The following is an 11653-nucleotide window of genomic DNA, read 5'->3' on the forward strand; positions in this document are numbered from 1 at the left end:
ATGCACGCGTCATATTTTGCCATCGAAGGGAACACTCTCATGCCTCTGCCGTCCCCGATGCACACCGTCATCGACGGCCTGCTGGCCGCCTGGTTGCGCGAGCCCGGCAGCCCGCGCCTGACCTGGTACAGCAGCGCTGGTGAGCGGGTGGAGCTCTCCGGCAAGGTCCTGGACAACTGGGTGGCGAAGACCGCCAATCTGCTGACAGATGAGTTCGACGCCGAGCCAGGCGCCGTGGTCCGGATCGACGCACCCGCACACTGGAAGACGCTCTGCCTGGCCCTGGCGGCCTGGCGCACGGGTGCCCAGTTGCATCTCGTGGACCCCGAGCATCCCGGGGCCTCAGAACCGGCGGACGCCGTCCTGGCTTCCGACGCCGCCACCGTGCTGGCGGGAAGCCTCTCCCCCGCACTGGCGCTGACCTTGCCCGCCCTGGCCTTCCGCTGGGAGGGCGAGCTGCCCACTGCCCCGGCAGGGGTGATCGACTACGCAGCGGAGGTCCGGCAGCATGGCGACCAGTACTGGCGTCTGACCGATCCGTCAGGCCAGGACACGGCACTGGTGCTGGGTGGCAGGCGGTACAACTACGACCACCTCGCGGAGTGGGCCCGGGACACGGCTGCCCCCAGAGCTGCCTCCACGGAAGACGACCGGGCACAGCGATGGGGCCTTGACGCCGATGCCGGCCTGGCAGCCGTGCTGCAGGCAAGCCTGGGGGCGTGGCTGGCTGGTGGTTCCGTGGTGCTCTGCGAGCACGGCGAGCTGTTGACGGATCGGCTCCGGGACAGCGAACGGATCACCCGGCAGGGTGCCTGAGTTGCGGGGTCAGTCCCGGACGTCCACCCGGGCGGTCGAACCAGTGTCGGTGCGGGCAGGACGCCCTTCGATCAGCTCGTGGTCCCGCGTATAACCTGGCTCGTCGTCCAGCTCAGCGGTGAACACCCAGAAACGGTAGGCGAAGAAGCGGAAGATCGTGCCCAGCACCAGGCCCACCACACTGCCCGCGATGAACAGGGAGACCTTGTCATCCATATGCAGCGGGTACTTCGCCACCCAGACGCAGCCCGCGGCGATCAGCAGGCCGACGCCGTTCATCATGGCGAACATCACGGCCTCACGGACCGGGTTTGCCTGTTTGCGGTGGCGGAAGGTCCAGTAGCGGTTGGCCACCCAGGAGAAGATGCTGGCCACGATGGTGGCCCAGACCTTGGCCCAGACCTCGCTGCCATGCAGGGGGCCGGTGAACAGCCAGATATTCACCGCAGAGTCGATCACCCAGGCGACAGCACCGACGACGCCGAACTTGGCCGCCTCCCGCCAGAGGAGGGCGATCACGGCTTTGAGTCTGGTGACTAGGGTACTAATGGATCTTGTCCAATTCTCTGGGGCATTCTCTGGGGCAAGGTGTGCGCCGGTACCGGAGAACATCGCGTACCAGCCGAGGCAGGATCCGCGGGGCGAGTCTGCATCGGCTTACAATGCTACCCGAGCCGCCCAAGCCAGCCCTGAAATTTTCCTGAGAGCCAGCGAGCGGCACGCCGGGACACCGGAAGATGTGCCCGCACTCGGTACCCTTGTCGTTGTGAGCTTTCCCATTATTGGAGTTGTCGGCGGCGGTCAGCTGGCCCGGATGATGGCGCCTGCCGCTGTTGAACTGGGCCTTGAACTGACGGTTCTGGCTGAGTCCGAGCAGGCCTGCGCCGTCGCCGCCGTACGGAGCGCTCCGGTGGGCGATTACCGCGATCTGGACACCCTGCGTGAATTTGCCCGTGGCGTGGATGTGCTCACCTTCGATCACGAACATGTTCCCGTGGAACACCTCCTGGCGCTGCAGGCGGAGGGCGTCAGCATCCACCCCGGCCCGGCGGCCCTCCTGCACGCTCAGGACAAGCTCGTGATGCGTTCCGCCGTCGAGCGTCTGGGCCTGCCCAATCCGCTCTGGGCCGAGGTCTCCACCGAGGCTGACCTACTGGCCTTCGGTGAGCGCGCGGGCTGGCCTTTGGTGCTCAAAACCCCTCGCGGCGGCTACGACGGCAAGGGTGTGATGATTCTCCGCACTCCCGCCGAGCTGCCTCAGGCCGCCGCCTGGTTCCAGTCCATGGGGTCCCTGCTGGCGGAGGCCCTGGTGCCTTACACCCGCGAGCTCTCCGCCATGGTGGCCCGCAGTGCCAGCGGCGAGGTCCGGGCCTGGCCGCTGGTCGAATCGATCCAGGTGGACGGCGTCTGTGATGAAGTGATCGCCCCCGCACCGGATCTGGACCCCGAGCAGGTGCTGTTGATTCAGCAGACGGCCATCCGGCTGGCCACCGAGTTGGACGTCACCGGAGCGATGGCAGTGGAACTGTTCGAGACTCCCGGCATCGGCATCGGCTTTGTGATCAATGAGCTCGCCATGCGGCCGCATAATTCCGGCCACTGGAGCATGGACGGCTCACTCACTGGCCAGTTTGAACAGCATCTGCGGGCGGTGGCCGGCCTTCCTCTGGGCGGGACCACTCCGGTAGCCAAGGTGACCGTGATGAAAAACATTCTCGGTGGCCGCAACGAGGATCTCTATTCCGCGTACCCTGCAGCGCTGGCAGCCGAGCCCGGTGTGAAAGTGCACCACTACGGCAAATCCGTCCGCCCCGGTCGCAAAATCGGCCACGTCAATGCCCTCTCTGCCGAGGGGGACGATGCCGCGTCCGTCCGTCGGCGTGCCAGCCGTGCGGCCAGCATCCTCCGCGACGGCGCTGATGTCCCCAATGAGCCTCAGACCACCACCCAGGAGCCCTCATGACCACACCCGCCCCCGGCTCGTTCCCTGCCGTCCCGCCCGGACGTGCCCATTCCTCGCAGCCTGCACCGCTGGTCGGCCTGGTCATGGGCTCCGATTCGGACTGGCCGGTGATGCGGGAGGCCGCCGCGGCTCTTGAGGACTTCGGGGTCAGCTTCGAGGCCGATGTCGTCTCTGCCCACCGGATGCCCGCCGAGATGATGGCCTACGGAGAAAGCGCCGTCTCCCGGGGGCTGCGCGTGGTGATTGCCGGAGCCGGAGGTGCCGCACATCTGCCGGGCATGCTCGCCTCGGTCACCACCGTTCCGGTGATCGGAGTGCCAGTGCCGCTGAAGACACTGGACGGCATGGATTCACTGCTCTCGATCGTCCAGATGCCGGCCGGTGTGCCGGTGGCCACCGTGTCCATCGGTGGAGCCCGCAATGCCGGAATCCTGGCGGTCCGCATTCTGGCCAGCGGGACGGATCTGCTGGCGGTGCGGCTGCGGGCAGAGTTGCTGGGCTTCGCAGCAGACCTGAACCGTCAGGCCACCGAAAAGGGCGCACGACTCCGCGAGAGTCTGGAGATCAAGCCCAGCAGGCATCAGTCTGAGCCATCAACGGGAGCCGCCGGATGACGTTTTCCTCGCCGCAGCGCAACACCACCTCGGGCAAGCCCGCCCTGTTGACCAATCCGGTGCGCTATCCGCAAACGGCCACCGCACCCATGCGGTCCAAGCGTGCGCTATTGCTCCTGGCGCTCACCGTGTTCTTTCCCGGAAGCGCCCAACTGGTCGCGGGCAATCGCCGCCTGGGACGCGCTGCACTGAGGGTTACCATCGCTGCCTGGCTGGCGCTCATCGTGCTCGGCATCCTGGCACTGACCGCCCGCAGCGTAGTGCTGGGCTGGTTCACTCATCCGGTCGGCTCCGTCATCATCATTCTGGTCCTGTCCCTGCTGGCCGTCGGCTGGGCCGTACTGTTCATCAACACCCTCCGCCTGATCAAGCCGGTGCTACTGGCTCCGGGGATGCGCGCCATCGTCTGCGGCGCGCTCGTGGTGCTCATGGTGATCTGCTCCGGCACGCTCGGCTATGCCGCCTATCTGGTGAATTCCGGGCGCAGCGCGCTGGGTTCCATCTTCACCACGGCCGGGCCGGATATGAAGCCCGTGAACGGCCGGTACAACTTCCTGGTGATGGGTGGCGATGCCGGGGCGGACCGCGTGGGCCGCCGTCCGGACAGCATCATCGTGCTCAGCATCGACGCCACCACCGGCAAGACCGTCACCATCTCAATTCCCCGCAACCTGGAGAATGCGCAGTTCAGCGACGGGTCCCCCATGAAATCGGTTTATCCGAAGGGGTACAACTGCGGCGATAACTGCATCATCAACTTCCTCTACAGCGAGGTCACCCAGAAGTACTCGAAGCTTTATCCCAACGCCAAGGACCCCGGTGCGCAGGCCATGATGGAGGCCGCCGGTGGCACGCTGGGGCTGACCATCCAGGGCTATGTGCTCATCGACATGGACGGCTTCTCCCAGATGGTGGATGCCCTGGGCGGCGTGACAATCAATGCCGGCGGCTGGGTGCCGATGAGCGGTGCGGCGACCGATGAGGTGGGTGGCCATGAGCCGCCCGTGGGCTGGATTTCTCCCGGTGTGCACAAGCTCAACGGCCAGCAGGCACTCTGGTACGCCCGCTCGCGCCAGTGGGTTAATGACTATGCACGCAGCCAGCGCCAGCAGTGCATTCAGCAGGCCATTCTCAAGCAGATGGACCCGGCCACCGTACTGGCTAAATTCGACTCGATCGCCAATGCCGGTGCGCAGGTCATCGAATCGGATCTGCCGCAGCAACAGCTGGGCAGTTTCCTGGATCTGGCGATCAAGGCCAAAGGCTTCCCGCTGGACCGTCTGACCATCGGCCCGCCCGATTTCGATATCAACTTCCCGGTCAGTCCTGACTTCGGCGTGCTCCACCAGCGGGTGGCCGACTTCATCGCGGGCAAGCCGGCTCCCGCAGCCACGGACTCCGGCCAGGCTGCCGGTCAGGGCGCCCAGCAACCGGCCGCCCCGCAGCCTGCCGCCCCGGCACCGGCCCAACAGCCCGCGCCGCAGCCCGCGCCGCAGAACACTGTGCCCCAGGTGACCGAGGCGCAGTTGCAGAAACTTGCTGTGACCGGTCAGGATGACCAGTTGGCCCAGTTGCTGGCGAATAATGGGAACTGCACGCCGGGCTGAGGTCGGGCGCCGCCACGTCAGTTTCAGTCATCGCCAGGTGTCACCGCCGGTGAGGAGTTCAGATGTACCTGCTCAGTAATGTCACCCGGCCCTATGCCTGGGGCTCGACGACGGCCATTGCCCGGGCGCTGGGCCGCGAGCCGTCCGGCGGGCCGGAGGCGGAACTGTGGATCGGCGCGCACCCCGATGCGCCGTCGATCGCACACACTGCCACGGGCGACGTGCCGCTGAATGAGCTCATTGCGGCCGATCCGCACGGGACGCTGGGCGAGGAATCCCGCTCGGCTTTCGGCGACCGGCTGCCCTATCTGCTCAAGCTGCTGGCGGCCGAGGGCGCGCTGTCGCTGCAGGTCCACCCGACGCTGGAGCAGGCGCGACGTGGCTTCGCCGCCGAAGAGGCGGCTGGGGTGCCCCGCACCGCCGCACACCGCAACTACAAGGACGACAACCATAAGCCGGAGATGATCCTGGCCCTGACCGGTTTTGAGGCGCTGTGCGGATTCCGGGCGCTCAGTGAATCGGCTCGGTACTTCGATCTGCTCGCGATTGAAACGCGTCACCCGGTGGTGGAGGAGATTGCCGGCATCCTGCGGGCCGGCATCGTGGGCTCTGAGAGTTCTGGCGCTGCCCCGGACGCCCAGAGCAACGCGCTTCGGCAGGCATTCGAGCGACTGATCGTTGGAGGCGGAGACGTCACGGAGGCGCTGGCAGCCACCCATACGTATCTGGCGGACGCGGGCGTGGACGCGCTCGATGCGAGCCTGCGCACGGTCCTTGATCTGGAAGCGGAGTACCCCGGTGATGCAGGCGCCCTGATCTCGCTGCTGCTCAACCGGGTTCATCTGGAACCCGGTGAGTGCATCTCGATGCCGGCCGGAAACGTCCATGCCTATCTGCACGGGCTGGGTGTGGAGGTCATGGCGGCCAGCGACAATGTGCTGCGCGGCGGCCTGACCCCGAAGCATGTGGATGTGCCCGAGCTGCTCGGCACGATCGACTTCCGTGCGCTGCCCGTTCCCGAAGTGCATCCCGAGGAGACCTCGCTGGGTCAGAGCATTTTTGACCCGGGCTTCGGCGAGTTTGCGCTACAGCGCTTTGACCTCGCCGCCGGTGACGCGCCTGTGCCGCTGGCCCAGCAGGGCGCCCTGCTGGTGTTGCTGCTGGAGGGATCAGCCGTACTGGACTCACCGCGCGGCGATCTGGTCCTCCACCGCGGAGAAAGCGCCTTTGCAGCCGCCTCGGAGGCGCCGGTCATGGTGCACTCGGAGAGCGGATGCGTGGGTTTCGCCGTGACCACCGCCATCCGGGGTGCCGCCCAGAGTACCCTGGGCGCATGATCCAGAGTCCGCAGACGATTCAGATAGCTCGGAATGGAATTCTGAGCGACGCGACGATCGCCTGGGGTTTCGAGGGGACACGGTGGCGCGTCGAGATCACCTCGACGGCATCCGGCTCGGTCGAGGCGCTGTGCCTGGTGCGCGAGAAGCTCGAACAGCTCGGCTGGCGGATTGGCGTCGCCGGGGCGGAGCGTGACGTCCGGCCCAGCGGGATGGCCCGCGACCAGGGTGGCGGACTCATCGCGTACCGGATCGCTCCGGGCGACCAGGAGAGCACCGTGGACACCTTTGCGCCAGTTGACCCGGCGACGGTGGTGACTGTGGCCGAGCAGCGCGTAAACGTCTCCACCCCTCCCAACTGAGTAGCAGTAGCTACTCCGACTCAGTTGGGAGGGTCACGCGCCCGGGGCCTCTCGGTGGGCCCACGCGCCCGAGGGCCCCGCTGCGAGGCACGAGCGGCGGGAGGGCGTGGGGACTAGCTGTGCAGTACCTGGAGGCCGGACATCGACCCGTACTGCTGCTGCAGACGGTCGAAATCCTCGACGTCGAAGAAGCTCAGGTTGTCCCGGCCGAAGTCCTTGGCCGCTTCAATGACAAAACGGACCGCAGACTCCACGCTGGTCAGGTCGGTCGCGCCGGTGGCTGAACCTGCGACGGCGGTCTCCGTGGTGATCGCCAGACCCACCACCGGGGCCGTGGTGGCCGTGCACGGCTGGACGATCGAGTTCATGTGATAGATACCGTTGCCGTAGGGCGTGATGTCCTGCATGGTGATCGGCATGACCATGGCCGGACGCCCGCTGGTGCGCTCCGCCACATCGAGCAGCGATTCGGGCACCCGGAGAATCCAGCCTTCTTTGATCGTCGGAGTCACCGCAAAACCGCGATGGTTGCAGATGCGGTTGCCCTTGGTGGTGTCCACCGAGATGATGGCTTCCATCTCAGCGGTGACCTCGTACTGGTTGTTGATCGACATCTCGATTGACGAGTTCATGAAGGGCACCGGATCGTGCGGCTGGGTCGGCGCATCCGGATCAATATGGGTCGCGAGCACCACATCGCCATCCAGCCGGTCTCCACGTGCCGCCATCTCGAGCAATTTCGCGGCAGCTGCCACAATCGTCAGAGCGCCATCGCCGTCGGAGACAAAACCGATCTTCTCCGGTCGGGCACCGAGGCCGCCCAGGCGCCCGATCAGGCCCAGGGTGGGCGCATCCCCGCCGGCGAGTCGACCACGACTACCGGGGATGACGATCCGGACAAAGTCGGTCGCTCCCCGCTCTCCGCTGACCGTCTTCACAAAGACCTCATCCGCCCCATGACTGCGCCAGAGCTCAGCAACGCCCTCGCCGCTGGCGGCCGGGCTGTCCAGCAGATCGAAAGCTTCCAGTACGTGTTTCCAGGACATTCGTTACTCCGTAGGTGGGGGTTGTGGGTATCAGGGTAAGAAGCACGGCGGTTTAGTCGGCCAGCAATTCTGCGGCGATGCGGGCGGCCGTCGAACGGGCCAGCAGCACCGTCCGCCCGCTGATCTGGCGGACCATGGCAGCCATCGTGGTGGTGTAGCCGATGCAATCCATCACGATGTAGTCGGCGCCCTCCCGGGCCAGCTGTTCGGCAGCCAGCGTCAGGGGGCTCAGATCATCGGAATACGGCGTCGCCACAGCGCTGCACCAGGACACCGAGTCCGGCAGTGCAGCGGAGTACTTGATCCGGGTGGAATCGCGTTGCTCCTCGAGCGGGCAGATGATGCCGATCCGGCTGCTGGGCGGAACGACGGCAGCCAGCAGGTGAGTCAGCAGCTTCTCCGGCTCCAGCACCGGAACCCGGGAGCGGAACGGCGGAAATTCACCCGTACAGGCCAGCAGAATGGTCTCGACCTCGGTATCGATCTCCTCGATGGCGCGCTGCACCAGGGGGATCACCGATTCGCGGCCCATCACGGCGCTCGATCCGTCCCGCAATCGGGAGGTCAGCACCTCCTCGCCGGGCCGCGGTGCCAGAGCGGTGATCTCCTCGGCACTCAGCCGGTCGAGGGCACCACTTTGGACGATGTCGATGCCCGGCAGCAGTGGCCGGAGGTCAGGGATGAGATCGCTGCGCGGGCTCTGGCCGATGGTCACGACACCCAGCCGGGGACGGGGCGCCGGGCCGCCCCGTGCCTCCGCTCCGTCCAGCACAGACGAGGTCTCAGGCTGCGGCATCGGCGTCTTCTCCTGCCACGGCGGCAGCGGCGTCGAGTCCCTGTTCCACGATCCGACGACGCTCGGCCCTGTTGTTGCGCTCCGTCGGGTCCGCCCCGGGCACCGCGGCCAGCAAAGCCCGGGTGTACGGATGCTGCGGATTGCTGAACAGTTCCGCCGCCGGGGCGTGCTCCACCACACGACCGTGGCTCATGACCATGACGTCATCGGCCATCATTTCCACCACCGACATATCGTGGGAAATGAACAAGTAGGACAACCCGAAGCGTCGCTGCAGGTCCTTCATCAGTTCCAGCACCTGCGCCTGCACGGACACGTCCAGCGCGGATACCGGCTCATCGCAGACCACGAGTGAGGGCCGCAGCAGCAGGGCGCGCGCGATGCCGATCCGCTGGCGTTGGCCACCGGAGAACTCATGGGGGTAGCGGCCCAGGTGGTCCCGGTTGAGGCCGACGATCTCCAGCACCTCGATGCACCGGTCTCGGATTTCCTCCCTGGACATGGAGGTGTGCAGGGCCAGCGGTTCGCGGAGGATCTTCCCGATCGTCCACCGGGGATCCAGCGAGGCATAGGTGTCCTGGAAGATGATCTGCATCCTGGCACGCGCCGCGCGCAGCTGCGCCGGCTCGAGGGCCAGGAAGTCCTGCCCTTCGAAGCGTACCTGGCCGGAGGTCGGCTCGTGCAGTCGCATGGCGAGACGGCCCGTGGTGGACTTGCCGGAGCCGGACTCGCCAACCACCGCCAGGGTCTTGCCGGGGTACAGGCTGAAGCTGACGCCATCGACCGCGACGACCGGCTCGCTCCCCCGCCGCCGCGAGGAGAAGATCTTGACCAGGTCGGTCACTTCGAGCAGAGGCTCGGCGGTCTCCTCTGCGAGCGCAACAGCCTCAGCGACGGGCGCACCAGCGGGCTCAGCGATGGCAACCTCGGCAGGAGCGATGACGGCCGAAGCCACCGCGCTCTTCCGCCCTTCCGGCATGAAGCTGAGCAGCCGTTTGGTGTATGCGTGCTGGGGCCGGGCGAAGATGTCCTCCACCGGCGCATTCTCCACAATCCGGCCACCGGTCATCACCGCCACCGTCTCGCAGGTCTGCGCCACCACTCCCAGATCATGGGTGATCAGCAGCACGGCCGTACCATGCTGCTCCTGCAGATCCAGCATCAGATCCAGAATCTGCAACTGCGTGGTGACGTCCAGCGCGGTGGTCGGCTCATCCGCGATCAGCAGCTGGGGCTCGCAGGACATCGCCATCGCGATCATGGCGCGTTGTCGCATGCCACCGGAGAGCTGGTGCGGGTAGTCCTGCAACACCTGGCGCACTCGGTGAATACCCACCATATCCAGCAGCTCGCCGGCCCGGGCCAGAGCCTGTTTGCGGCTCATGCCCTGATGGCGGCGCAGCGGCTCCGAGACCTGGTCGCCGATCGTGAAGACCGGGTTGAGCGCCGTCATCGGTTCCTGGAAAATGGTGCCGATCTGCGCACCCCGGATCTTGAGCATGGCCCGTTCATCCAGCTGCGCCAGATCTTTGCCCTGAAACTCGATGGAGCCTTCCGTGATCCGGATGTTCCGGTCCAGCAGGCGGTTGATCGACATGGCGGTGAGGCTCTTACCGCTTCCCGACTCGCCCACCAGGCCCAGCATCTTCCCGGGCATGATGTCGAAACTGACGTTCTGCACGGCCCGGAAAGGCGCCGCGCCACCGCTGATCTCCAAGCTGAGATTGGACACGGACAGCAGCGGCCTGGTGGCCTCCTGCCCGGCTGGCGACGGCTCAGTCATCTGCCTGCACTCCCAGGTAGCGCACGGTGGTCAGCGCATAGACCTTGGCGGCATTGATGATGTCGGAGACCTTGGACCGCTCATCGAAACCATGAATCGTGGACAGTTCCGCGGGCCCATACTGCAGCACCGGGATGCCGTGGCTACGGAAGGTCCGTGCATCGGAGGACGCCCACTGCAGCACGCCGGAGGCCTCCGGATCCACCAGCTCCCGCAGAACGCCCACCAGGTCTTCCACGATCGGCTCGGTGGGCAGCGTCCAGTTCGGCTCGCTGCGGAATCCCAGCGGTTCGATCTCCGCAGGCACCCCGGCCTCGGCCAGCAGCTCATCCACCCGCTGGCGCACCTGCTCACGGCTCAGACCGATCGGCACCCGGGTATCGATGTCCACGACGGCCCGGTCCGCCACCACGTTGGTGGAGCTGCCACCGTGAATCGTACCGATATTGATCGTCACGTGATCGAAGGCCCGGCTCACCCCCGGCTGGTAACCCTCGCGGGTTTCGGCGTGATGCTTGGAGTCGGCAATCAGCTGGCGTACTTCCTCCGGCGCGTCCGGGACCATCTCCCAGAGCCCCTGCAGTGCCAGGATCGCCTTCGCCGCCAGCAGGTTGGCAGACACACCGTGCATCGGCTGCAGGCTGCCATGGCCCGGCTGTCCGCTGATGATCAGCCTGAACCAGTTGCTGCCCTTCTGACCGATCGTGGGGTGTGACCTTTCCGAAGGCTCGGCGATGACGGCCGAGGTGGCCCCGGCCAGATCATCGCGGTTGAGCAGCCAGTCCGCGCCCAGCGGTCCGCCGGTCTCCTCGTCGGAGACCGAGGCCAGCGACAGCGTGCCCTGCAGCGGAACCCCCAGCCGGTGCATCAGCACATAGCTGTGGATCACGCCGGCCAGCCCTGCCTTCATATCGCTGGCGCCGCGGCCGCGCAGATACCCATCCACGATGTCGCCGGCAAAGGGAGGGAAGGACCATCGGCTGACGTCGCCCACGGGCACCACGTCATGGTGACCGGCCAGCACCAGGTGGCGCTGCGATCCGCCAGCCTGCCCGGGCCGCTGGTGAGCGACGATATTCAGTCGCCCCGCGCCGGCGTCGAGCACCTCGCAGTCCAGTCCGCGTTCGCGCAGCCAGCCGGCAATAAATCCCGCGACCTCCGTGCAGTCACCCGAGGGGTTCTCGCTGGGGATCTGGATCAGCCGGCAGGCCAGCTCGAGCAGTTCTCCGCTCGTCGCTTCGATCTCGGCCAGCAGGCGGGCTTCCCATTCGGCCGCGCTGAGGGATTCAGTCATGATGGTCCTTTTCACGGGGCCGGGGGGCGCCCCCC

At 66.5% G+C, this 11653-nt stretch carries 11 protein-coding genes; 6 read left to right on the forward strand and 5 right to left on the reverse strand.

The annotated features are described in order from the left end of the window. Positions 1-39: 39 nt before the first annotated feature. Positions 40-816 carry a TIGR03089 family protein gene (locus tag QQM37_RS09130; RefSeq protein WP_285726715.1) on the forward strand — a complete coding sequence of 259 codons (777 nt, stop codon included), beginning with the start codon at positions 40-42 and terminating at the stop codon, positions 814-816. Between the two features lie 9 nt (positions 817-825). Here the strand turns inward: QQM37_RS09130 and QQM37_RS09135 are convergent, their stop codons facing one another. Continuing rightward, positions 826-1335, reverse strand: a complete 510-nt coding sequence (locus tag QQM37_RS09135; protein WP_285726716.1) for a GtrA family protein — start codon at positions 1333-1335, stop codon at positions 826-828. 247 nt (positions 1336-1582) lie between these two features. Between QQM37_RS09135 and QQM37_RS09140 the strand changes: the two genes are divergently transcribed. The 5 genes from QQM37_RS09140 (at position 1583) to QQM37_RS09160 (ending at position 6699) form a co-directional block, all read left to right on the forward strand. Beyond that, positions 1583-2779 carry a 5-(carboxyamino)imidazole ribonucleotide synthase gene (locus QQM37_RS09140; protein ID WP_285726718.1) on the forward strand — a complete coding sequence of 399 codons (1197 nt, stop codon included), beginning with the start codon at positions 1583-1585 and terminating at the stop codon, positions 2777-2779. Between the two features lie 83 nt (positions 2780-2862). After that, positions 2863-3393 (forward strand): 5-(carboxyamino)imidazole ribonucleotide mutase, encoded by a 531-nt coding sequence (gene purE, locus QQM37_RS09145; RefSeq protein ID WP_285726764.1) that lies wholly within the window; start codon positions 2863-2865, stop codon positions 3391-3393. Continuing rightward, positions 3390-5000 carry an LCP family glycopolymer transferase gene (locus tag QQM37_RS09150; RefSeq protein WP_285726720.1) on the forward strand — a complete coding sequence of 537 codons (1611 nt, stop codon included), beginning with the start codon at positions 3390-3392 and terminating at the stop codon, positions 4998-5000. Before purE ends, QQM37_RS09150 begins: the two co-directional genes overlap by 4 nt. A 62-nt stretch (positions 5001-5062) precedes the next feature. Beyond that, the gene (gene manA, locus QQM37_RS09155) at positions 5063-6337 is read left to right on the forward strand and encodes a mannose-6-phosphate isomerase, class I (protein WP_285726722.1); all 1275 of its coding nucleotides are present in this window, start codon (positions 5063-5065) and stop codon (positions 6335-6337) included. Next, a complete protein-coding gene (locus QQM37_RS09160) occupies positions 6334-6699 on the forward strand; it encodes a hypothetical protein (RefSeq protein WP_285726724.1) in 366 nt (121 codons plus the stop codon). The genes manA and QQM37_RS09160 overlap by 4 nt, the downstream gene beginning before the upstream one ends. A 113-nt stretch (positions 6700-6812) precedes the next feature. On the opposite strand, the gene QQM37_RS09165 is transcribed toward QQM37_RS09160, so the two are convergent. Genes QQM37_RS09165 through QQM37_RS09180 form a run of 4 tightly spaced genes read right to left on the reverse strand, consistent with a single transcriptional unit; the run spans position 6813 to position 11618 of the window. Beyond that, positions 6813-7745: a DUF1177 domain-containing protein gene (locus QQM37_RS09165; RefSeq protein ID WP_285726725.1), complete on the reverse strand. Its 933-nt coding sequence runs from the start codon at positions 7743-7745 to the stop codon at positions 6813-6815. A gap of 52 nt (positions 7746-7797) precedes the next feature. Beyond that, positions 7798-8541 carry an AroM family protein gene (locus tag QQM37_RS09170; RefSeq protein ID WP_285726727.1) on the reverse strand — a complete coding sequence of 248 codons (744 nt, stop codon included), beginning with the start codon at positions 8539-8541 and terminating at the stop codon, positions 7798-7800. Next, a complete protein-coding gene (locus tag QQM37_RS09175) occupies positions 8528-10324 on the reverse strand; it encodes an ABC transporter ATP-binding protein (protein ID WP_285726729.1) in 1797 nt (598 codons plus the stop codon). Before QQM37_RS09175 ends, QQM37_RS09170 begins: the two co-directional genes overlap by 14 nt. Then, complete coding sequence (locus QQM37_RS09180; protein ID WP_285726730.1) at positions 10317-11618, reverse strand: M20 family metallopeptidase; 1302 nt, start codon at positions 11616-11618, stop codon at positions 10317-10319. Before QQM37_RS09180 ends, QQM37_RS09175 begins: the two co-directional genes overlap by 8 nt. Positions 11619-11653 lie beyond the last annotated feature (35 nt).

The organism is Psychromicrobium xiongbiense (assembly GCF_030271165.1).
GTDB lineage: Bacteria > Actinomycetota > Actinomycetes > Actinomycetales > Micrococcaceae > Renibacterium > Renibacterium xiongbiense.

Excerpts from the sequence above, each read along its gene's own strand:
- QQM37_RS09160 (WP_285726724.1), top strand. The coding sequence starts at position 6,334 with ATGATCCAGAGTCCGCAGACGATTCAGATAGCTCGGAATGGAATTCTG.
- QQM37_RS09180 (WP_285726730.1), bottom strand. The coding sequence starts at position 11,618 with ATGACTGAATCCCTCAGCGCGGCCGAATGGGAAGCCCGCCTGCTGGCC.
- QQM37_RS09150 (WP_285726720.1), top strand. The coding sequence starts at position 3,390 with ATGACGTTTTCCTCGCCGCAGCGCAACACCACCTCGGGCAAGCCCGCC.
- QQM37_RS09130 (WP_285726715.1), top strand. The coding sequence starts at position 40 with ATGCCTCTGCCGTCCCCGATGCACACCGTCATCGACGGCCTGCTGGCC.
- manA (WP_285726722.1), top strand. The coding sequence starts at position 5,063 with ATGTACCTGCTCAGTAATGTCACCCGGCCCTATGCCTGGGGCTCGACG.
- QQM37_RS09170 (WP_285726727.1), bottom strand. The coding sequence starts at position 8,541 with ATGCCGCAGCCTGAGACCTCGTCTGTGCTGGACGGAGCGGAGGCACGG.
- QQM37_RS09175 (WP_285726729.1), bottom strand. The coding sequence starts at position 10,324 with ATGACTGAGCCGTCGCCAGCCGGGCAGGAGGCCACCAGGCCGCTGCTG.
- purE (WP_285726764.1), top strand. The coding sequence starts at position 2,863 with ATGGGCTCCGATTCGGACTGGCCGGTGATGCGGGAGGCCGCCGCGGCT.
- QQM37_RS09165 (WP_285726725.1), bottom strand. The coding sequence starts at position 7,745 with ATGTCCTGGAAACACGTACTGGAAGCTTTCGATCTGCTGGACAGCCCG.